At 70.3% G+C, this 21,034-nt stretch carries 23 protein-coding genes; 17 read left to right on the top strand and 6 right to left on the bottom strand.

Features of this window, described 5'->3' with window-relative positions:
* The first annotated feature begins 12 nt into the window (after positions 1-12).
* Together miaA and dapF are read left to right on the top strand one after the other, a co-directional pair.
* Positions 13-981, top strand: a complete 969-nt coding sequence (gene miaA, locus DAI20_RS00160) for a tRNA (adenosine(37)-N6)-dimethylallyltransferase MiaA (RefSeq protein ID WP_108248582.1) — start codon at positions 13-15, stop codon at positions 979-981.
* Between the two features lie 9 nt (positions 982-990).
* Entirely contained in the window at positions 991-1,872 is an 882-nt protein-coding gene (gene dapF / locus DAI20_RS00155; protein ID WP_108248581.1) for a diaminopimelate epimerase, read from the top strand.
* 119 nt (positions 1,873-1,991) lie between these two features.
* Here the strand turns inward: dapF and DAI20_RS00150 are convergent, their stop codons facing one another.
* Positions 1,992-2,624, bottom strand: a complete 633-nt coding sequence (locus DAI20_RS00150; protein WP_108248580.1) for a class I SAM-dependent methyltransferase — start codon at positions 2,622-2,624, stop codon at positions 1,992-1,994.
* A gap of 44 nt (positions 2,625-2,668) precedes the next feature.
* Here DAI20_RS00150 and hflX point away from each other — a divergent pair, with 44 nt between their 5' ends.
* Positions 2,669-4,216: a GTPase HflX gene (hflX, locus tag DAI20_RS00145; protein WP_108248579.1), complete on the top strand. Its 1,548-nt coding sequence runs from the start codon at positions 2,669-2,671 to the stop codon at positions 4,214-4,216.
* Positions 4,217-4,304: 88 nt separating this feature from the next.
* On the opposite strand, the gene lexA is transcribed toward hflX, so the two are convergent.
* Positions 4,305-4,985: a transcriptional repressor LexA gene (gene lexA, locus DAI20_RS00140; protein WP_108248578.1), complete on the bottom strand. Its 681-nt coding sequence runs from the start codon at positions 4,983-4,985 to the stop codon at positions 4,305-4,307.
* A gap of 290 nt (positions 4,986-5,275) precedes the next feature.
* On the opposite strand from lexA, the gene DAI20_RS00135 reads away from it, so the two are divergent.
* Genes DAI20_RS00135 through DAI20_RS00110 form a run of 6 tightly spaced genes read left to right on the top strand, consistent with a single transcriptional unit; the run spans position 5,276 to position 9,654 of the window.
* Complete coding sequence (locus DAI20_RS00135; RefSeq protein WP_108248577.1) at positions 5,276-5,701, top strand: LysM peptidoglycan-binding domain-containing protein; 426 nt, start codon at positions 5,276-5,278, stop codon at positions 5,699-5,701.
* Between the two features lie 34 nt (positions 5,702-5,735).
* Positions 5,736-6,839, top strand: coding sequence for a histidinol-phosphate transaminase (locus tag DAI20_RS00130; protein WP_108248576.1), 1,104 nt, complete (start codon positions 5,736-5,738; stop codon positions 6,837-6,839).
* Complete coding sequence (gene hisB / locus DAI20_RS00125; protein ID WP_108248575.1) at positions 6,836-7,453, top strand: imidazoleglycerol-phosphate dehydratase HisB; 618 nt, start codon at positions 6,836-6,838, stop codon at positions 7,451-7,453. The genes DAI20_RS00130 and hisB overlap by 4 nt, the downstream gene beginning before the upstream one ends.
* A complete protein-coding gene (hisH, locus tag DAI20_RS00120) occupies positions 7,450-8,085 on the top strand; it encodes an imidazole glycerol phosphate synthase subunit HisH (RefSeq protein ID WP_108248574.1) in 636 nt (211 codons plus the stop codon). The genes hisB and hisH overlap by 4 nt, the downstream gene beginning before the upstream one ends.
* A 43-nt stretch (positions 8,086-8,128) precedes the next feature.
* The gene (priA, locus tag DAI20_RS00115) at positions 8,129-8,875 is read left to right on the top strand and encodes a bifunctional 1-(5-phosphoribosyl)-5-((5-phosphoribosylamino)methylideneamino)imidazole-4-carboxamide isomerase/phosphoribosylanthranilate isomerase PriA (protein ID WP_108248573.1); all 747 of its coding nucleotides are present in this window, start codon (positions 8,129-8,131) and stop codon (positions 8,873-8,875) included.
* Positions 8,875-9,654, top strand: coding sequence for an SseB family protein (locus DAI20_RS00110; protein WP_108248572.1), 780 nt, complete (start codon positions 8,875-8,877; stop codon positions 9,652-9,654). The genes priA and DAI20_RS00110 overlap by 1 nt, the downstream gene beginning before the upstream one ends.
* A gap of 742 nt (positions 9,655-10,396) precedes the next feature.
* Here the strand turns inward: DAI20_RS00110 and DAI20_RS00105 are convergent.
* The gene (locus tag DAI20_RS00105) at positions 10,397-10,792 is read right to left on the bottom strand and encodes a DUF1844 domain-containing protein (protein ID WP_168927659.1); all 396 of its coding nucleotides are present in this window, start codon (positions 10,790-10,792) and stop codon (positions 10,397-10,399) included.
* A gap of 243 nt (positions 10,793-11,035) precedes the next feature.
* Between DAI20_RS00105 and infC the strand changes: the two genes are divergently transcribed.
* From infC to DAI20_RS00065, 8 genes are all read left to right on the top strand, one after another.
* Positions 11,036-11,683: a translation initiation factor IF-3 gene (gene infC, locus DAI20_RS00100; protein ID WP_240605797.1), complete on the top strand. Its 648-nt coding sequence runs from the start codon at positions 11,036-11,038 to the stop codon at positions 11,681-11,683.
* The gene (gene rpmI, locus DAI20_RS00095) at positions 11,676-11,870 is read left to right on the top strand and encodes a 50S ribosomal protein L35 (protein ID WP_108248571.1); all 195 of its coding nucleotides are present in this window, start codon (positions 11,676-11,678) and stop codon (positions 11,868-11,870) included. Before infC ends, rpmI begins: the two co-directional genes overlap by 8 nt.
* A 63-nt stretch (positions 11,871-11,933) precedes the next feature.
* Complete coding sequence (gene rplT, locus DAI20_RS00090; RefSeq protein WP_108248570.1) at positions 11,934-12,323, top strand: 50S ribosomal protein L20; 390 nt, start codon at positions 11,934-11,936, stop codon at positions 12,321-12,323.
* A gap of 127 nt (positions 12,324-12,450) precedes the next feature.
* Positions 12,451-13,269: a TrmH family RNA methyltransferase gene (locus tag DAI20_RS00085; protein WP_108248569.1), complete on the top strand. Its 819-nt coding sequence runs from the start codon at positions 12,451-12,453 to the stop codon at positions 13,267-13,269.
* Positions 13,270-13,311: 42 nt separating this feature from the next.
* A complete protein-coding gene (locus DAI20_RS00080; protein ID WP_108248568.1) occupies positions 13,312-14,100 on the top strand; it encodes an amino acid ABC transporter ATP-binding protein in 789 nt (262 codons plus the stop codon).
* Between the two features lie 86 nt (positions 14,101-14,186).
* Positions 14,187-15,110 carry a glutamate ABC transporter substrate-binding protein gene (locus DAI20_RS00075; protein WP_108248567.1) on the top strand — a complete coding sequence of 308 codons (924 nt, stop codon included), beginning with the start codon at positions 14,187-14,189 and terminating at the stop codon, positions 15,108-15,110.
* 172 nt (positions 15,111-15,282) lie between these two features.
* On the top strand, positions 15,283-15,930 hold the full coding sequence (locus DAI20_RS00070; RefSeq protein WP_108248566.1) for an amino acid ABC transporter permease: 648 nt from the start codon (positions 15,283-15,285) through the stop codon (positions 15,928-15,930).
* Positions 15,927-16,808: an amino acid ABC transporter permease gene (locus DAI20_RS00065; protein ID WP_108248565.1), complete on the top strand. Its 882-nt coding sequence runs from the start codon at positions 15,927-15,929 to the stop codon at positions 16,806-16,808. The genes DAI20_RS00070 and DAI20_RS00065 overlap by 4 nt, the downstream gene beginning before the upstream one ends.
* Before the next feature lie 187 nt (positions 16,809-16,995).
* Here DAI20_RS00065 and DAI20_RS00060 read toward each other — a convergent pair whose 3' ends face one another.
* From DAI20_RS00060 to DAI20_RS00050, 3 genes are read right to left on the bottom strand one after another with little or no spacing between them, the layout of a single operon-like run.
* Complete coding sequence (locus DAI20_RS00060) at positions 16,996-18,192, bottom strand: amidohydrolase family protein (protein ID WP_108248564.1); 1,197 nt, start codon at positions 18,190-18,192, stop codon at positions 16,996-16,998.
* Positions 18,179-19,507, bottom strand: coding sequence for an aspartate aminotransferase family protein (locus tag DAI20_RS00055; RefSeq protein WP_108248563.1), 1,329 nt, complete (start codon positions 19,505-19,507; stop codon positions 18,179-18,181). The genes DAI20_RS00060 and DAI20_RS00055 overlap by 14 nt, the downstream gene beginning before the upstream one ends.
* The gene (locus DAI20_RS00050) at positions 19,504-21,009 is read right to left on the bottom strand and encodes an APC family permease (RefSeq protein ID WP_108248562.1); all 1,506 of its coding nucleotides are present in this window, start codon (positions 21,007-21,009) and stop codon (positions 19,504-19,506) included. Before DAI20_RS00050 ends, DAI20_RS00055 begins: the two co-directional genes overlap by 4 nt.
* Positions 21,010-21,034 lie beyond the last annotated feature (25 nt).

Raw genomic sequence — 21,034 nt, 5'->3', positions numbered from 1 at the left:
AGCGACGCTTCCGTGACCCCGATCATCGCCGTGGTCGGGGCGACCGGCACGGGCAAGAGCGCCCTGTCGCTCGACCTCGCTGAGCGCCTCCGCGATCGGGGGATCGCCGCGGAGGTCGTGAACGCCGACGCGATGCAGCTCTACCGCGGCATGGACATCGGCACCGCGAAGCTGCCGCCCGGGGAGCGCAGGGGCGTGCCACACCACCTGCTCGACGTCCTGGAGGTCACCGACGACGCCGCGGTGGCCCGCTACCAGGGGGATGCCCGCGCGGCCATCGCCGACGTGCAGGACCGGGGCGCCGTCCCCCTCCTCGTCGGCGGCTCCGGGCTCTACGTGTCGTCGGTGCTGTTCAAGTTCGAGTTCCCCGGCACCGATCCCGATATCCGGCGCGGGCTCGAGGAGCGGCTCGAGCGGGAGGGGCCGGGCATGCTGCACCGGCACCTCAGGGAGATCGACCCGAAGGCGGCGGCCGCCATCGGGCCGTTCAACGGGCGGCGTCTGGTCCGGGCCCTCGAGGTCATCGAGCTCACGGGCCGTCCGCACAGCGCGTCCCTGCCCGAGCAGCCCGGCCGCTGGCGCGACAGCGTGATCCTCGGTCTCGGCATGCCCCGCGACGAGCTCGTGCCCCGCCTCGACGCCCGCGTCGAGGCGATGTGGCAGGACGGGCTCGTCGAGGAGGTGCGCGCCCTGCTGCCGCTCGGGCTCGAGCGGGGCGTGACGGCGAGCCGCGCGATCGGCTATGCCCAGGCGATCGCCCAGCTGCGCGGCGACCTGACGGAGGAGGAGGCGATCGCGCAGACCGCGCTGCTCACTCGGAAGTACGCGAGGCGTCAGGTCAGCTGGTTCCGCCGCTACTCCGACGCCACCCCCCTCGGGGCGCTCGACCCCGGGCGCGTGGACGAGGCGATGGCCGCCGTGGATGCCGCCCTCGAGCCGGCGGGGATCCGTGCTCGGCCGGGCTCTGCCGCCGCTGACTAGCATGGGCGGATGGCCATCGATCTCCAGTTCACCAAGGGACAGGGCACGGGCAACGACTTCGTGCTGTTCGCGGACCCCGATGGCGACATCGACCTGACCCCCAGCCAGATCGCGGCGATCTGCGACCGCAACTTCGGCGTGGGGGCGAACGGCACGATCCGCGCCGTGCGCTCGGCCAGCCTCCCGGAGGGGGCCGCCAGCCTCGCCGAGGACCCGGCGGCCGAGTGGTTCATGGACTACTTCAACGCGGACGGCTCGCCCGCCGAGATGTGCGGCAACGGCATCCGCGTCTACACGCGCTTCCTGCTGGAGAACGGCCTGATCGACCTCGTCCCCGGCGACACGATCCCGATCGGCACCCGGGCGGGCGTCCGCGACGTCCAGATCAGCGGTTCGGGATTCTCCGTGGACCTCGGCCGCTGGCGCCTCGCGGGCGGCGAGCCGCTCGTCCGCGCGAAGAACCTGCAGGTCGCACGCCCCGGGCTCGGCATCGACGTCGGCAACCCACACGTGGTCGTCGCCCTGTCCAGTGACGACGAGCTCGACGAGGCCGACCTGTCCTACGTCCCGCACGTCGAGCCCGAGGTCGTCGGCGGCGTCAACGTGGAGTTCGTCGTGCCCGAGGAGCCCCTCGTGCGCGACGGCATCGGCCGCATCCGGATGCGCGTGCACGAGCGCGGCAGTGGCGAGACCCTCTCCTGCGGCACGGGTGCCGCGGCCGCCGCGCTGGCCACGCGGCACTGGGCCGGTCAGGGCGCCCCGCACCAGTGGCGCGTGCAGGTGCCCGGCGGCGTCGTGGGCGTGCGCATGTTCCCCGCGGAGGACGGCGAGCACGTCGCGCTCTCCGGTCCGGCGGAGCTCGTCTTCGACGGCGTGCTCGCCCTCCCGTAGCGCGCTTTTCGCTGCGTGCGGAATGCGGGGCTCTACGGTCCCTGAGCCTGTCGAAGGGACGTTCCGTGCGCCGGTAGTGTCCCTTCGACACGCTCAGGGACCGTGTCCGCCGTGCAGCACTACTCCGCTGAGTCGGGGACGCTCCCGGTCCGCCGGGCCCGCAGCACGCGGTAGCCCTTGCTCGAGGTGGCTCGCTGCACGGCGATCCTGTCGCCGAGGGTCGCCTGCATCCATGCCTGCAGCGAGTCGGAGCCGAGGTTCCGCTGCACCACGAGCCAGGCGTCCGAGCCGGGCGCCAGCCGGGGCAGCCAGTGCTCGAGCATGCCGTGCAGCTCGTTCTTGCCCACGCGGATGGGCGGGTTGCTCCAGATGGTCGAGAACCGCACGTCGGCGGGAACATCCGAGGGCAGAACCGCGTTGACATTCATGAGGCCCAAGCGCTCGGCGTTGAGCCGGACGAGCTGAAGCGCCCGTTCGTTCACATCGACCGCCCACACGGTCGCGTCCGGTGACTCGAGCGCGAGCGTGAGGCTGATGGGGCCCCATCCACAACCGAGATCGAGCAGGTGACCGGCGGCCGGCGGCGCGGGCGTGGAGCTCAGCAGCACCTGAGTGCCGAGATCGATGCGGTCGGGGGAGAAGATCCCGTTCGCCGTCGTCAGCTCGTACGACTGACCACTCAGCCGCGCAGAAAAGGTGCGCAGCTTCAGCTCGCTCTCCGGAGACGAGGTGAAGTAGTGGTCGCCCGACATAGAGGGAAGATATCGAAATCCAAGAGACTAGGGTTAACCAACACATGACGAACCAGCAAGAGGAACACGGAGACGACGTCGTCGACCGCGTGCTCGCACGCGCAGAGACCCGTTCGTCCGGATACGCCCTGTTCGGCGCCGGCGCCGCTCAGGCGCTGCAGGCCGACGGGGACTCGCGCCCGGACGCGGCGGGAGCCGACGGGGAGCAGTTCGACCGCGAGGAGCGCCAGGCTCTGCGCCGCGTGGGTGGCCTGTCCACGGAGCTCCAGGACGTCACCGAGGTCGAGTACCGGCAGCTGAGGCTGGAGAACGTCGTGCTCATCGGCATCTACCCGCAGAACGGCCTGGAGGACGCGGAGAACTCGCTGCGCGAGCTCGCCGCCCTGGCAGAGACCGCGGGCGCGAAGGTGCTCGATGGGCTGCTGCAGAAGCGCGCGACGCCGGATCCCGGCACGTTCCTCGGCAGCGGCAAGGCGCACGAGCTGCGCGACGTCGTCGCGGCACTCGGCGCGGACACCGTGATCGCGGACACCGAGCTTGCGCCCAGCCAGCGGCGCGCGCTCGAGGACGTGGTGAAGGTCAAGGTCATCGACCGGACCGCCGTGATCCTCGACATCTTCAGCCAGCACGCGAAGAGCCGCGAGGGCAAGGCCCAGGTCGAGCTCGCGCAGCTTCAGTACCTCCTCCCGCGACTGCGCGGATGGGGTGAGTCGATGTCCCGCCAGGCCGGTGGTCAGGTGGGCGGCGCGGGCGCAGGAATGGGATCCCGCGGACCCGGTGAGACGAAGATCGAGCTCGACCGTCGGCGCATCCACACCCGCATGGCGCGGCTGCGCAAGCAGATCAAGGGCATGGAGCCCGCGCGCAAGGCGAAGCGGGCGAACCGCAACCGCAACTCCGTGCCGTCCGTCGCGATCGCCGGATACACCAACGCCGGCAAGTCGTCGCTGCTGAACCGCATCACGCGGGCCGGCGTGCTCGTGGAGAACGCCCTGTTCGCGACCCTCGATGCCACCGTTCGCAAGTCCGAGACGCCGGACGGTCAGCTGTACACGCTGACCGACACGGTCGGGTTCGTGCGGAACCTTCCGCACCAGCTCGTCGAGGCCTTCCGCTCGACCCTCGAGGAGGTGGCCGACGCCGACGTGATCGTGCACGTCGTCGACGCGTCGCACCCCGACCCGGCCAGCCAGATCGCGACCGTGCACGACGTGATCGGCGAGGTCGACGCGCGGGACGTGCCCGAGCTGATCGTGTTCAACAAGAGCGACCTGGTGTCCGAGGACGACCTGATGGCCCTGCGCGGGCTCGTGCCGAATGCGGTGTTCGTGTCCGCGCGCACCGGCGCCGGCATCGACGAGCTGCGCGAGCGCATCTCGGCCCTGCTGCCCCGGCCCTCGGTCGAGGTCAACGCCCTGATCCCGTTCGACCGCGGCGACCTCGTCACCCAGGTGCACGACCGCCAGCGCGTGCTCTCGATCGACTACGAGGAGGGCGGCACCCGCGTCCACGCCCTCGTGTCGCCGGAGTTCGCGCCGCAGCTCGCCGAGTTCGCGGTGGACGCACCCGCGCCCACCGTCCTCGCCGACTGACGACAGGCGCCACAACGAGACAGCGCCGCCCGACCAGCAGGTCGGGCGGCGCTGTCTCGTGTGACGGACCCGCCGGGGCGGACGTCGGCTAGACGGACCTCATGACGGCGACGACCTTGCCGAGCACTTCCGCGAAGTCGCCCAGGATCGGCTCGAAGCTCGAGTTGCGGGGAAGCAGCCAGGTGTGGCCGTCGCGCTGCCGGAACACCTTGACGGTCGCCTCGCTGTCCAACATGGCGGCCACGATGTCGCCGTTCTCCGCGGTGTTCTGCCGGCGGACGACGACCCAGTCGCCGTCGCAGATCGCGGCGTCGATCATGGAATCGCCCGAGACACGCAGGATGAAGAGCTCGCCCTTGCCCACCAGCTGGCGGGGGAGCGGGAACACCTCCTCGATCTGCTGGTCGGCCGTGATGGGTACGCCGGCGGCGATCCTGCCGACCAGGGGCACCATGGCGACGTCGCCGACCGGGGTCACGTTGTCGAGGTCCGCGTCCGCGGGGTTGGCGGGCAGCTCGATGAGGATCTCGAGCGCGCGAGGACGGTTGGGGTCGCGGCGGAGGTAGCCGCTCAGCTCCAGCTGGTTCAGCTGGTGGGTCACGCTCGAGAGCGAGGCGAGCCCGACGGCGTCGCCGATCTCGCGCATGCTCGGCGGATAACCGCGGGACGCAACGGACTTCGAGATGACCTCGAGGATCGCGACCTGCTTCTCGCTGAGGTTTTTGCGGCGCCTGGTCCCGCGGTCACCCTGGGCTCGCTCCGTGCTCACGTGATCCCCTGTCTCTCGGCCGCGCGGTGGCGGCAATGTCGGTGGCTCCTGATTGAGTGCCAACCAGACACTCGAACCATATCGGCAGGGGTTCGGGAAGCAAACATCCGTTCGAGTGTTTCGCGAAATTGCTCCTCGAATTCCTGCCGGCAGTTGTAGCTTCGTTCGATCGAAGATATATTCGGAACAGATCTTCGCACCCGGTGCCCGGGCCTCCCGGCCGAGGACCGAGCGCCGGGTGCGGGATCGACCCGGGCACCCCCCGGAACACCTCACAGAGAGGCACGACCATGAGCGCAGTTCTCATCACCGATGCATTCGCCACCTCTTTCCCGCCCCGGCGCCACCTCGTCGCCGTCGAGGCGCTCGCGCCCGCCGCGCCTGCACCCGCGACGACGGCCCCCCGCACGCGCCTGCGCCTCACCCGCCGCGGCCGCGCCGCGCTGACCACCCTCGCCGGCATCCCGATCGTCGCCGGATCCCTGTTCCTCGCGCTCACCGGAGAGCCCGCCGTCGCCTCGTCGGAGATCTCGCGGGTCCCGCTGCAGTCGGTGACGGTGGAGAGCGGCGAATCGCTCTGGGCCATCGCCCAGGCCGTCGCCCCCGCCGCCGACCCGCGTGACGTCATCGAGTCGATCGTGCGGCTCAACCAGTTGTCGTCCTACGACGTCGTGCCGGGGCAGGAGCTGGCGATCCCGAGCGACCTGGGGCGGTAGCGGCACGGGATTCGTCCCGCCCTACACTCGATTGGTGACCACCCTCGACGACCTCCCCATCCGCGCCGACCTCCGCGGCCGCACCCCCTACGGCGCGCCGCAGAAGCAGGTTCCCGTCGCGCTCAACGTGAACGAGAACACGCATCCGGTGCCCGAGGACGTCGCGCACGACATCGTGGCCCGTCTCGCCTCGGCGATCCTCACCATCAACCGCTATCCGGACCGCGAGTTCGGCGAGCTGCGCGATCGGCTGGCCGGCTACCTCGGGCACGGCCTGACCCGGGACCAGATCTGGGCGGCCAACGGGTCGAACGAGGTGCTGCAGCAGATCCTGCAGGCGTTCGGCGGGCCGGGCCGGTCCGTGCTGGGCTTCCCGCCGACCTACTCCATGCACGCGATCATCGCGTCCGGCACTGGAACGCGGTGGATCGACGGCACGCGCGACGCGGGCTACGATATCTCGCCGGAGACGGCGGTTCGCGAGATCGAGCGCACGCGGCCTGACCTCGTGTTCTTCTGCTCGCCGAACAACCCCACGGGGACCCCGGTGTCGCTCGAGACCATCGCCGCCGCGTACGACGCGACCGACGGCATCGTCGTCGTGGACGAGGCATACGCCGAGTTCATCCCCGCGGATCAGCCGACGGCGCTCACCCTGCTCGAGGGCCGCGACCGTCTTCTCGTGTCACGAACGATGAGCAAGGCCTTCGCCTTCGCCGGTGCCCGGCTCGGCTACCTCGCCGCCCACTCCGCCGTGACCGACGCCCTCCGGCTCGTGCGCCTGCCCTACCACCTCTCCGCCCTGACCCAGGCCGCGGCGATCGCCGCCCTCGCGCACGCCGACGAGATGCTCGCCATGGTGGACGACATCAAGGGCCAGCGCGACCGCATCATCGTCGAGCTCGAGCGACTCGGCTACGCGCCCGTGCCCAGCTGGTCGAACTTCGTGCTGTTCGGCGGGGTCGACGACCCGCACGCGCTGTTCGAGGCGCTGCTCGAGCGCGGGGTCATCATCCGCGACATCGGCATCGAGGGCCACCTGCGGGTGAGCGCGGGAACGGAGGCCGAGACGACGGCCTTCCTCGAGGCGATCGCGGCCGTGGGTCGCACCCCCGTCGCGGCTAAACTGAACGGATGAGCACCGGCGAACGTCCTGCCCGCACCGCATCGCTGAGACGCGAGACGAGCGAGTCGAGCATCGAGCTGTCGCTCGACCTCGACGGCACCGGCCAGTCGACCATCAGCACGTCGGTCCCGTTCTTCGATCACCTCCTCACCGCGTTCGCCAAGCACTCCCTGACGGATCTCACCGTGCGCGCATCGGGCGACATCGAGATCGATGTCCACCACACCGTGGAGGACATCGGCATCGTGCTCGGCACCGCCATCCGTCAGGCACTCGGCGACAAGTCCGGCATCTCCCGGTACGGCGACGCCCTGGTGCCCCTCGACGAGGCGCTGGTGCAGAGCGTCGTCGACATCTCCGGGCGTCCGTACCTCGTGCACACGGGGGAGCCGGCCGGCTTCGAGTTCCATCTCATCGGCGGGCACTTCACCGGGTCGATGGTGCGGCACGTCTTCGAGGCGATCGCCTTCAACGCCGCCCTCACGATGCACGTGACCGTGCTCGGCGGGCGCGACCCCCACCACATCGCCGAGGCCGAGTTCAAGTCCTTCGCGCGCGCGTTCCGCGCGGCCAAGGAGTTCGACCCCCGCGTGTCCGGAATCCCCTCAACGAAGGGAGCGCTGTGAGCGCCCCATCCGTCGCAGTCCTCGACTACGGCAGCGGCAACATCCACTCGGCAGTCAAGGCGCTCGAGCTCGCCGGTGCGGACGTGTTCCTCACCCGGGACGCCAAGAAGGCGCAGGAGGCCGACGGACTGCTGCTGCCGGGTGTCGGCGCCTTCTCGGCCGTCATGGACGCCCTCATGAGCGTGCGCGGCGACGCCATAGTCGACAAGCGGCTGGCCGGCGGCCGGCCGGTCCTCGGCATCTGCGTCGGCATGCAGGTGCTCTTCTCCCGTGGCGTCGAGCGCGGCGTGGAGACCGAGGGCCTCGGCGAATGGCCGGGCGTGGTCGAGGAGCTGCGGTCGCCCATCGTCCCGCACATGGGCTGGAACACGGTGGACGCGGCGGCGGGAACGGCGCTGTTCGACGGCATCGAGGACGAGCGGTTCTACTTCGTGCACTCATACGCCGTGCAGAACTGGACGCTGTTCCCGGAGCCGCCCTTCCCGTCGCCGAAGGTCACCTGGGCGGACCACGGCGGGCGCTTCGTCGCGGCAGTGGAGAACGGCCCCCTCACCGCGACCCAGTTCCACCCCGAGAAGTCCGGTCCCGCGGGCATCCGCCTCCTCACCAATTGGCTCCGGACGCTCCGCTAGGTCTAATATCGCCACCGGCCGTGCACCACTAACGAAGGCGACAATGAGCGAGTTCAACAGGACCCCCGGACTGACGCTGCTTCCGGCGGTCGACGTCGCGGGCGGGAAGGCCGTGCGCCTGACCCAGGGCGAGGCCGGCACGGAGACCAACTATGGCGACCCCGTCGATGCGGCGAGCGACTGGGCGGACCAGGGCGCGAAGTGGATCCACCTCGTCGACCTCGATGCGGCGTTCGGGCGCGGCAACAACCTCGGCATCATCAAGAAGGTCATCCGCGCGACGCGCGGCGTGAACATCGAGCTGTCGGGCGGCATCCGCGACGACCGCTCGCTCGACACCGCGCTGGAGTCCGGTGCCAAGCGCATCAACCTCGGCACCGCGGCCCTGGAGAACCCCGAGTGGGCGGCGCACGTCATCGCGCAGTACGGCGAGGCGGTCGCGGTCGGCCTCGACGTCCGCGGCACGACCCTGGCCGCCCGCGGCTGGACCCGGGAGGGCGGCGACCTGTGGCAGGTCATGGACCGCCTCGAGGACGCCGGCTGCGCCCGCTACGTCGTGACCGACGTGACGAAGGACGGAACCCTCAAGGGCCCGAACGTCGAGCTGCTGCAGCAGGTCATGGCCCGCACGCATCGCCCGGTCATCGCATCCGGCGGCATCTCCTCCCTCGACGACCTCGCCACCCTGCGCGAGCTCGTGCCCAACGGCCTCGAGGGCGCGATCGTGGGCAAGGCGCTCTACGCGGGCGCATTCACGCTCGCGGAGGCGCTGGACGTCGCCTCCGACTGATGTCGGCACCCCACGGCGCCGGCGGCGCCACGGACTCCGCCGGGCGCCCCTGGGCCGGCCGGTCGTTCGAGCACACCGCCGCGTCGACGGATGACGGATCCGCGCCGCCGCGGCTGGCTGACGCCCTCCGCCGCTTCCGGGCGGGGGACGCCGACGCCACCGCCGTGGTCGACGCGGTGCGCGAGTCGCGCCTGCTCATCCCGCTGGTCGCCGCGCTCGGCGAGTCGGGGGAGGGCGCGCACGGCCTCACCGTCGACAAGAGCGCCGAGCTGTCCATCGTCACGGTCGCGGGTCCCGACGGTCGCAGCGTGATGCCGGTGTTCACGTCCGTCGACACCATGCGCGCCTGGAACCCCACAGCGCGGCCGGTGCCGGCCGACGGGGTGCGCGTCGCCCTCGCCGCGGCGAGCGAGCAGACCGACCTCGTGGTCCTCGACCCCACCTCGGAGTCCGAGTTCGTGCTGCGCCGCCCGGCCCTGTGGGCCATCGCCCAGTCGCAGCCGTGGTCGCCGAGCGCCACGGATCCGGCCGTCGAGGCCGCCTTCGCCGCCGCCGTCGCAGGGGAGTCCGCCGTCGGCGCGGTCGCCGTCTCGGCGGGGGACCCCGACGCCCGTCTCGCGGGCCCCGAGGTCGTGGTCCGCCTGGCCCTCGTCCCGGGACTCGACCGCGCCGCGCTCGACGCCCTGCTCGCCCGCCTGCAGTCCCGCTGGGCGGCGGACGAGATGATCGCGACCCGCGTGGACAGCATGCGCGTAGCCCTCACCACTCACACCCCCTAGCCCTCGGTCCCTGGGGGCGGGGTCGTCAACGCAATTCAGCAGATCCCCCGCGACACGCCGGATGCCGTGTTGCCGAAGCGGCGTGTCGGCCCAGACCTGCTGAGTTGCGTCGCTCCGGGTGCAGGGAACAGGACGGGCACGAACGGTACGGACACGGTCGCTGAGCTCGTCGAAGCGACGCAAGTTATTTCGGAAGCGAACGTCCCGTCCCTTCGACAGGCTCAGGGACCGTGGGGGCGAGCACCCAACGCAGGCTCCCTCACGGCAGGGTTCCACTGTCGGCGCGGGCTCCCGCCGACCGAGGGCGCGCCGAGCCTGCATTGCGCACGGAAGGCGCAGTCGGGCCGAATGGTCAACGCAATTCAGCAGATCCGCCGTGACACGCCCGATGCCGTGTCACTAGGGCGGCGTGTCGGCCCACATGTGCCGAATTGCGTGCTGGAGAGCGGGGAGGGGTGACATCGGGGACGGGGACGGGGCCGGATACGGTCGCTGAGCTGGTCGAAGCGACGCAACTGATCCCGAAAGCGAACGTCGCGTCCCCTCGACGGGCTCAGGGACCGTGTGGTCCTTATCCCTTCGACAGGCTCAGGGACCGTAGGGTGCGGACGCGGCATCGGGCTCAGGGACCGTGGGGCGAGCACCTGACGCAGGCTCCCTCACAGCCCGGAGCCACCGATGGCGCCGGCCGCTTCCGCCCAAAGGGGCAGCTGAGCCTGTGTTGCGTACGAAGCGGGGCGGGTCAGCTGACCGGGCCGGTCCACTTCTCTCCCGGGCCCTTGCCGATCGGGTCGGGGATCGCGGACGCCTCGCGGAACGCGAGCTGCAGGGAACGCAGGCCGTCACGGAGGCTGCGCGCGTGGTGGTCGCCGATCTCGGGCGACGCCGCCGTGACCAGTCCGGCGAGCGACGTGATGATCTTCCGCGCCTCGTCGAGGTCGGTCTGCGACTCCGGGTCGTCGGCGAGGCCGCACTTCACGGCGGCGGCGCTCATGAGGTGCACGGCCGTGGTGGTGATGACCTCGACCGCCGACACCTCCGCGATGTCGCGGACGTAGTCGCCCTCGGCATCGGCACCGGCGCCGGCATCGGCGCCCGCGCCGTTCTCGAGACCCGTCGGACCCTCGTAGTCGCTCATGCGTTCCTCCTACTGGCCCTTGGGTGCCGTTTTCCGCGTGACCTGCTATAGTTCTCATGGCTTCCGGCGTTTGTAGCGCCGGTACGAAAGTGGAAATTTCCCACCCGCGCTTGACCGCTTCATAAGGTTACCGGGTCGATGCCGCTCCCTTTGACGGGAGTTCGTGTGCGCGAGAGTGCACACAGGCGAAGCCCGTTGTGCCGGTTCGCCGGCCCAGCTCGGTGAAATCTCCTCTTCCGGCCCGTGGGCGGCATCCGTCGCCACGGGAGCAGGCATCGCAATCCAGAGGAGTTATTCATCAGCGATCCCCGTACCAACGACCGTATCCGCGTTCCTGAGGTTCGCCTCGTTGGCCCAGCAGGCGAGCAGATCGGCGTCGTCTCCATCGATGTCGCTCTCCGGCTCGCACAGGAAGCAGATCTCGACCTCGTCGAGGTAGCACCGAATTCGAAGCCCCCCGTGGCCAAGATCATGGACTACGGGAAGTTCAAGTACGAAGCCGCTCAGAAGGCCAAGGAAGCTCGCCGCAACCAGGCGAACACCATCCTCAAGGAGGTGCGCTTCCGCCTGAAGATCGACAGCCACGACTACGAGACCAAGCGCAAGCGCGCCGAGGGCTTCCTCAAGCAGGGCGACAAGGTCAAGGCCATGATCCTGTTCCGCGGTCGTGAGCAGTCACGCCCCGAGCAGGGCGTGCGTCTGCTCCAGAGATTTGCCGAGGATGTGTCGGAGTTCGGCTCCGTGGAGTCCACCCCGACCATCGACGGCCGAAACATGGTCATGGTCATCGGCCCGGCGAAGAACAAGTCGGAGGCCAAGGCGGAGGCCAACGCAAAGCGCGACGCCAACAAGGCGAGTGCACGAGAAGCGAAAGAAGAAAACAATGCCTAAGCAGAAGACTCACTCTGGGACGAAGAAGCGTTTCAAGGTCACCGGTTCCGGCAAGATCATGAAGCAGCAGGCCGGCATGCGCCACAACCTCGAGGTCAAGTCGAGCCAGCGCAAGCGCCGCCTCAACGAGGACCAGGTCCTCTCGGCCGCCGACAGCAAGATCGTCAAGAAGCTCCTCGGCAAGTAGGCCCCGTGGGCGCCTCGCGCCCATCCGCCTCACCGACCGGACACGTTCAGAAGGAAATAGGAAATGGCAAGAGTAAAGAGGGCCGTAAACGCCCACAAGAAGCGTCGGATCATTCTCGAGCGCGCCGCCGGATACCGCGGTCAGCGGTCCCGTCTGTACCGCAAGGCCAAGGAGCAGGTCACCCACTCCCTCGTCTACTCGTACCGCGACCGTCGCGCCCGCAAGGGTGAGTTCCGCCGCCTGTGGATCCAGCGCATCAACGCCGCGTCGCGCGCGAACGGCCTCACCTACAACCGCCTCATCCAGGGTCTGAACCTGGCCGGCGTGCAGGTCGACCGTCGCATCCTCGCCGACCTCGCGGTCAACGAGCCCGCCACGTTCGCCGCCCTCGTCGAGACCGCCCGTCAGGCCCTTCCGGCCGACACGTCGGCTCCGAAGGTCTCCGCCGCCTAAGGCAGCGCACCATCCGCACGAAGGGGCGGCACTGATTCCGGTGCCGCCCCTTCGTCGTGTCCGCGGCCGTCGCGCCGGGCGCTGCTCCCGCCCCGGTCGCCGGATGCCCCGTCGGTAGACTGGCGCGATGCTCGACAACCCCCGCGCCCCCCGTGTCCGCTCCGTCGCGAGGCTGTCGACGAAGGACGAGCGGGCGGAGACCGGCGCCTTCCTCCTCGAGGGGCCGCAGGCCGTGCGGGAGGCCCTCAACTTCCGTCCCGAGCTCCTCGTCGAGGTGTTCGCGACGCCGACGGCGCTCGAGCGCCACCCCGAGCTCCGCGAGGCGGCCGAGGAGGCCGACGTCGAGATCGAGTACGTGACGGAGCAGGTGCTCGAGGCCATGGCCGACACCGTCACGCCGCAGGGCGTCGTCGCGGTCTGCCGCCAGTTCCCCACCTCGGTGCGCCGGATCTTCGCCGACCGGCCCCAGCTCGTCGCCATCCTCGAGGAGGTGCGGGATCCGGGCAACGCCGGCACCATCATCCGGGCCGCGGACGCGGCGGGAGCCGACGCGGTCATCCTCACCGGCCGCGCCGTCGACCCGTACAACCCGAAGGTGGTCCGCGCGACGACGGGGTCGCTGTTCCACCTCCCCGTCGCGCTCGCTCCCGAGCTCTCCGCGGTGCTCGACCGCGCGCGCGAGGCCGGCCTCACCGTGCTCGCCGCGGACATCAAGGGCTCCGACCTGCTCGCGGCCCGCGAGGCCGGGACGCTGGCCCGGCCCACCGCGTGGCTGTTCGGGAACGAGGCGCGCGGGCTCACCGACGAGAACCTCGCCCTCGCCGACGAGGCCGTCTCCGTGCCGATCTACGGCCAGGCGGAGTCGATGAACCTCGCTACGGCGGCCTCGGTGTGCCTGTACGAGAGCGCCTTCGCGCAGCGTTCCGCCGTTCCCCAGGGCGATTGAAGCGACACAAATACGTAACATGCCGTGCAATAGGGTGAAGGCATGGAGCCTAGCCACACGGCGCACCCCGCCCCCGGCACCGCAGCCGCAGGGCGCGAGCCCTTGGTCGTCGTCAAGAACGTCAACAAGCACTACGGGGATCTGCACGTCCTGAAGAACATCTCGACCACGATCAACCGTGGCGAGGTCGTCGTCGTCATCGGGCCGAGCGGATCCGGCAAGTCGACCTTCTGCCGCGCGCTGAACCGCCTCGAGACGATCGACGACGGCACGATCCTCATCGACGGCAAGGAGCTGCCGAAGGAGGGTCGCGGCCTCGCCAAGCTGCGCGCCGACGTCGGCATGGTGTTCCAGTCGTTCAACCTGTTCGCGCACAAGACGATCCTCGAGAACGTGACGCTCGGCCCGATCAAGGTGCGCAAGCAGTCGCCCGCGGACGCCAAGAAGCGCGCCATGGACCTGCTGCAGCGCGTCGGCGTCGCCAACCAGGCCAACAAGTCTCCCGCCCAGCTCTCCGGCGGACAGCAGCAGCGCGTCGCAATCGCCCGCGCCCTCGCCATGGACCCGAAGGTCATCCTGCTCGACGAGCCCACCTCGGCGCTCGACCCCGAGATGATCAACGAGGTGCTCGACGTCATGGTGCAGCTCGCCCATGACGGCATGACGATGGTCGTCGTCACCCACGAGATGGGCTTCGCCCGCAAGGCCGCGGACCGCGTGCTGTTCATGGCCGACGGCGAGATCCTCGAGGACAGTACCCCCGCCGAGTTCTTCGACAACCCGAAGAGCGAGCGCGCGAAGGACTTCCTCTCCAAGATCCTCACCCACTGACCCGGCGTACCCCGCCCCGGGGCTGGGGCGCGACGCCGATTCCCTCCCGAACACAGCAACAGCACCCAAGAGAAAAGGGAAACCCCATGAAGAGAAGATTCCTGACGGTCGGCGCCGCGGCGGTCGCCGTGGCCTTCGGCCTCACCGGATGCGGCGCGCCCGGCAGCGCAACGAGCCCCGGCGCGGACGCGTCCGACGCCCCCGCCGAGGGCGAGGGCCCCTACTCGCTCGTCGTCGAGGAGAGCCCCGAGTTCGAAGAGGGCACGACCATGGCGAAGCTCGCCGAGGCCGGCTCCATGACCATCGGCACCAAGTTCGACCAGCCGCTGTTCGGCCTGCGCGCTCCGAGCGGCAAGCCCGAGGGCTTCGACGTCGCCATCGGTGCGCTCATCGCCTCGAAGCTCGGCATCCCCTTCGACAGCATCGAGTGGACCGAGACCGTGTCGGCCAACCGCGAGCCCTTCATCCAGAACGGCTCCGTCGACGCCGTGGTCGCGACCTACACGATCAACGACAAGCGCAAGGAGGTCGTCGACTTCGCCGGCCCGTACTACGTGGCCGGTCAGGCGCTCATGGTCCTTGCGGACGACGAGACCATCACGGGTCCCGAGGACGTGCGCGGCCAGCAGGTCTGCTCCGTCGCCGGATCCACGCCCGCCGCGACCATCGAGGCGGAGTACGGCGCGGTCGTCGTGCCCACCGACGTCTACAGCAAGTGCCTCGACCCGCTGCGCAACAAGCAGGTCGTCGCGGTGACCACGGACAACGTGATCCTCGCCGGATTCGTCGACCAGAACGAGGGCGAGTTCAAGCTCGTCGACGGTGGCGCGACCTTCACCGAGGAGCCCTACGGCATCGGCATCGCCAAGGGCGACCAGGCGTTCCGCGACTTCATCAACGACACCCTCGAGGAGGCGTACGACGACGGCACCTGGGCGCGCCTGTTCGAGGCCACCGCGGGCACCGTTATCGAGAACACGCCGGAGCCCCCGGCGGTCGACCGCTACTAGCACCACCCGGAGAGGTGCGGACCCGCATTGCGGGTCCGCACCTTCCCCTGGGACCGGCCGGTCCCGGTTCATCCGGCTCCCACGCCGGCGCCGGTCGGCCACTCCACCGCTTCCCGGGACCGCTCGGTCCCGCTTCTTCTCCCCACCACCCTGACTTCCCGAAGGAGGTGCCATGAACGTCATCTTCGACAACATCGACACGTTCCTTCGCGGGTTCGGCGGCACGCTCACGCTTCTCGGGCTCACGACACTCTTCGCACTGCCGTTCGGGCTCCTGCTCGCGGCGATGCGCGTCTCACCCGTCGCGAGCCTGCGCGCAACGTCGACCGTGTACGTCGAGGTGCTGCGCAACACGCCGCTGCTGCTCGTCTTCACCTTCTTCAGCGTCATCATCACGTACATCTCCGGCGCGCTGCCGTTCCAGGTGGCCGCCGTGCTGGCGCTCACCATCTACACGGCCCCGTTCTTCGCCGAGGCGATCCGGTCCGGCATCAACGGCGTGCCGGTCGGCCAGGCCGAGGCGGCCCGGAGCATCGGCATGACGTTCGGCCAGACGCTCGGGCTCGTGATCCTGCCGCAGGCCGTGCGCAGCGTCGTGCCGCCCCTGATCAACGTGATCATCGCGCTCACGAAGAACACATCCGTCGCCGGGGCGTTCTTCATCTTCGAGCTCTTCAACGTCGGGCGCGAGGTGGCCAACGCGAACGGCAACGCCGTCGTCGCCGTCTTCCTCGGCGTCGCGTTCTTCTACCTGATCATCACGGTGCCGCTCGGCCAGCTGGCCGACCACATCGAACGACGAGTGGCGGTGCGCCGATGACGAGTGTCCTCTACGACGTCCCGGGCCCCCGCGCCCGGCGGCGTTCGCGCATCCTCTCCGTCGTCACCGGCCTGGTGGTCGCTGGGGTCCTGGCGTTCGCGATCGTGCAGCTCGCCCAGGCGGGCCAGCTGGACGCCGAGCGCTGGCTCATCTTCAACGACCCGCTGATCTGGCAGGCGCTGCTGCGCGGACTCTGGATCGTCGTGCAGTCCGCCATCACCGCCGCGGCGCTCGCCATCCTCCTCGGCGTCGTGTTCGCCCTGCTGCGGCAGTCGGAGCTGCGCGTCGTGCGCGTCCCCACGACCGTCGTGCTCGAGTTCTTCCGTGGCATGCCCGTGCTGCTGATGATGCTGTTCATCTACCTGATGTTCCCCATCGGCGCGTACTGGTCGGTCGTCGCGGCGCTCACCGTCTACAACGGTGCGATCATCGGCGAGGCGCTGCGCTCCGGCATGCTCGCGCTGCCGAAGGGCCAGCGCGAGGCGGGTCTCGCGATCGGCCTCCGCCCGCTGCAGAACCGCCTGCTCATCGAGTTCCCCCAGGCGTTCCGCAACATGCTGCCGATCATCGTCGCCCAGCTCGTCGTGCTCATCAAGGACACCGCGCTCGGCACGGTGGTCGGGCAGGTCGGCCTCGTGAAGGAGGGCGAGCTCCTCGCCGAGTACCTGGGCCGCTCCACGTACTACTTCCCGCTGTTCGTGGTCATGGTCACGATGTACCTGCTGCTGAACCTCGCCGTCTCCACGCTGGCCCGGTTCCTCGCCCGCCGGCGGAACCAGTCCGGCACCGCGACCGCGGCCCCGACCGGCGGACCCGGTGGCGCGGCGACCGTCGCTCCGCTCGAGGGCGGCGCCGCCGTCGCGGGCGCCTCGACCTAGCCCGCCCACGTTGGCGGGCACCGGCCCCCAGCACCGTGCAGGGGCACCGTCCCGAATTCAGGTCGTACGGCGACACGCCGCGTTTCGACCCCTCGAAGCACGGCGTGTCTCTCGTGCGGCCTGAATCCGGAACCGTACGGCGGATGCGGATGCGGATGCGGATGCGGATGCGGAGGCTGGGGGCGGCTCAGATTCCGTAGACGCGCTCCGCGTTGTCCCGGCCGATCATGCGGGCGACGCGGATCGCGTCAGCCTCGCTCCAGTCGCCCTCGCGCACCCAGGCGCCGAGCACCTGCGCCATGGACCGGCGCCACAGGATCGAACCGAGCACGTGCAGCTCCGACAGCCCGAACGCGTCGGACGAGAACAGCTGCTTCGCGAACGGGCCGGACTCCAGCGACTCCGCCACGATCTGCCTGCTCTGGCTGCCCAGGTAGTTGAGGGTCAGACCGACGTCGAAGTAGACGTCGTCGAACGCCTGCGACAGGTAGCCCGCCTCGCGGTGGTACGGGTAGCAGTGCAGAAGCATCACGGGCGTGCCCGCCATCGCCGGCTGGCGCAGCAGGTCGAGCAGGTACATCGGGTTGGAGCGGTGCAGGTCCATGTCGCGGTCGCCGAAGCCCACGTGGAACTGCACGGGGCGGCGCAGGTCGGCCGCCTCGTGGATGCCGAACGCGATGATGCGCGGGTCGAGCAGCCGGGCCGGTCCGTTCGTCGCCGCCGCCCACGCCTCGACCGCACGCGCGACCTCCTCGTCCGAGGGGCGCGACCAGTCGATGTCGAAGCCCGTGCGGTAGGCGGCGATGGTCTTGTAGCCGACCACGTGATCCTCGTCCTGCAGCGCCGAGCGGAACGCGTCCGGGTACTCCGCGGGGGAGACGCCGTCGTTGAGCAGTCCCTCGGCCAGCACCTCGAGGCGCAGGATCTCGGAGCCCGGCACCCCCGAGTCCTCCGTCATCTCGGCGGCGGAGCTGATCGAGCCGCCCTTGAAGCCCGTGTCCAGGTACCAGCGGGACGCGCCGGCGGGCGTCAGCATCGCGCGGTTCACCTCCCGGCGCGGAAGGGAGGCGCGGCGGGCCCAGTAGTCGTCGGCGCTCGCATGCGGCTCGAGCCCGAGCAGCGGCGAGCACCAACGGCGGATCGCGAAGCCCAGCTGCGAGTCGAACTGCGTCATGAACGCGGGGATGGGGTCGGGTGACCCCTCGTTGATCGACTCCTCGAACTGGGCCCGGTCGATGTCGGCGGTGTAGCAGCCGTGCACGTGGTGGTCCGCGAGCCGCATGTCCCGGAGCGCGGCCGCGAGGTCGCCCGGCACCGGGTCGGCCAGCCCCGCGAGCACGTCCACGTCCTCGATCGACAGGTACCGCAGTTCACCACCCGACATAGGGGGCCACCTCTTCCTTCGTGACGACGCCGGCGATGGCGTCACTGATGGCCCGATCGAGGATCGCGACCGCGCGGTCGACCTCGTCGTCCGTGATGATGAGCGGCGGCGTGATCTCCAGCACGTTCCCCCCGACGTAGTACAGCACCGCGCCGAGCTGCCAGGCCCGGTAGACGACACGCTGGGCGAGCTCCCGGTCCGGCTCCAGCCCGTCCCGCCCGGCGACCAGCTCCAGGCCGATCGCCAGCCCGCGGCCGCGCACGTCGCCGATGCGCTCCGCCGATCGGCCGCGGTCGGCGCCGCGCCCGTCCTGCACGTCGCGCAGCCCCGCCATCAGGCGCTCGCCCGCGATCCTGGCGCGCTCGGGCAACCCGTCCTCGACGATTGTGCGCAGCACGGCGCGGCCGACGGCGGTGCAGATCGGATTGCCCGCCGTGGTCAGCAGGGCCGATGCGGGCGGATTGTCGAGGATCGCTGCCGGCCCGACGGCCGCAGACAGGGGAAGCCCGCCGCCGATGGCCTTGCCGAACGTCACGATGTCCGGCTCGATGCCGTCGTGGGCGAAGGCGTGCAGGAGGCCCGGCCTGCCCAGGCCGACCTTCACCTCGTCGCAGACGAGCGGCACGCCGTGCTCCCGGCAAAGCGCGTGCAGTCGGGCGAGGAACCCGTCCGGCGGCACGACCAGGCCGCCGTCGGAGAGGATCGGTTCGACGATGAGGCACGCGATGGTGTCCGTCGCCAGCACCTCCCTGGCACGGGCCAGGATCTCGTCGACGGTCGAGTCGATGTCGCCGGTCCGCGGTCGCAGCGGGTTCGGGTAGGGCAGGAACACCACGTCGGGGTCCGGCTCGTGTCCCGCGTCGACCTGCTGTCCGGAGACCGCCATGGCGAGGCCGACGCCACCGTGGTAGCTGTGCTCGAACGCGAGGACCGTCCGCCGGCCACTGGCGTTCCGGCAGGCCCGCAGTACGACATCGTTCGCGTCCGAACCGGCGTGCCCGAAGTAGACCCGGCGCTCGCCGGAGCCGGGAACGAGGGCGAGCAGATCCTCGGCGAGGCCGACCGAGTCCGGGTGGACGGCGGACAGGCCGCCGGACCCCGGCGCGGTGCGGACCGCGCGGGTGACCGCCTCGACGACGGCCGGATGCCCGTGACCGAGCCCGGATGCGGTCCAGGTCGCGGACAGGTCGAGGAGCTCCCTGCCGTCGGGATCGTAGAGCAGCGATCCGCGGCCCTCGACGACCTCGAGCGGGAAGAACCGCAGCTTCTCGACGCCCGCGATCACCGCGGCGTCGCGCTCGTAGAGGGTTGTCACCTGACGACCGGCTCGCGCGGGTCGAGCTCCTTGCCGAGGGCGGGGAGGTCGAGCTCGGCGCTCAGGGCGCGTCCGACGCGCGCGGCGATCTTCGACGCCGCGACCGCGAGCACGAGGCCGAGCGCGCACCAGTACAGGCCGAGGAGCGGAGCGGCGGCCGGGTCGGTGGCATCCTTCACGTTGAACCAGAGCACGACCGCGATCACGATGGCGCCGAGCGCGGGAAGCGCGATGCCGAGGATCCGGCCCTGCCCGCCGTGCACGACGTCGAAGCGGCGGCTGCCGGTGAACACGACGGCGGCGATCTCGACCATGAAGTACGCGACCATGAGGCACACCGCGCCCGCGACCGCGAAGAGGAAGTACGCGTCGAGCGGCGCGTTGCCCGTGCCCATCACCGGCCAGCCGACGAGCGCGCAGACGATGTTGGCCACGAGGGCGAGTACGATGACGAGCCAGGTCGCCCGCCGGGGTCCCTGCGTCTTGGTGTGCAGCACCGCGAGCGAGGAGGGGCCGAAGCCGTCACGGGCGAAGGCGTAGATCATGCGGCCCGACGTCGCGGCGGTCGCGAGGTGGCAGCCGAAGGCCGCGCAAATCGCGGTGAAGATGATGATCAGGCTGAACCAGGTGCCGATGTAGTCGTTGCCGAGGTCGCCGAGGGTGTTGCCCGAGGTCTGGAAGCGCTCGAGCCCGGCGGCGTCGGTGCCGAAGCCGACGGTCTGCACGAACATCACGACGATGAACAGCACGCCGGTGAGCACGAGCGTGCCGCCGAGGGCGCGGGGGATGTTGCGCTTCGGGTCGTTCGTCTCCTCGCCGAGCGACGCGCATGCCTCGAAGCCCGCCCAGGACAGGAACGCGGCGACGACGCCCGACATGACCTGCGACACGTCAACGCCCTCGAAGCTGAAGACGCTGAGGTCGAGGCCCGTGGTCGGGGCGCCACCGTTGGCGAAGATCACGACGACGAGCACGACCATGGCCACGATGCCGATGCCCTCGATCGCGAGGAGGACCTTCGCGATCAGCGCGACGTCGCGGCCGGCGAGGGCGAAGGAGATGACCGCGCCGACGAGCGCGATGACGATCCAGGGGATCTGGAACGGGTCGTCGGTGCCGTTCTGCAGCTGCGCGAGGAAGGCGTTCACGAACGTCGCGGTGAGCGCGAGCGTGCCGATGGAGAACCCGACGTAGGCGCCGAGCATGGCGAAGCCGGAGAAGAAGCCGGACCGCGGTCCGATGGTGCCGCCGACCAGCGCGTACGCGGATCCGGCGTGGTTGAGGTGGCGCGTGAGCCGCACGAAGCCGTAGGCGACGAGTCCGACGCCGACAAGGCCGATGACGAAGACGAGCGGGACGGACTTGCCGACGATGCCGACGAGGCCCTGCCCGTTGCCGGACATGGCGAGGGTCGGGCCCACCGTGGCGAGGGACAGGGCCAGGGCGGCCCACAGGGGAAGGCGCCGCCGGATGACGGTCTGGTCGTGCTGTTCTACTGCCATGGCTCTCTCCGTTCGGGTTGGGGGG

Origin of the sequence: Planctomonas deserti (assembly GCF_003067705.1) — a bacterium.
Taxonomy (GTDB): domain Bacteria; phylum Actinomycetota; class Actinomycetes; order Actinomycetales; family Microbacteriaceae; genus Planctomonas; species Planctomonas deserti.
The sequence above is the reverse complement of the archived record's forward strand: the minus strand, read 5'-3'. Positions and strand labels throughout refer to the sequence as shown.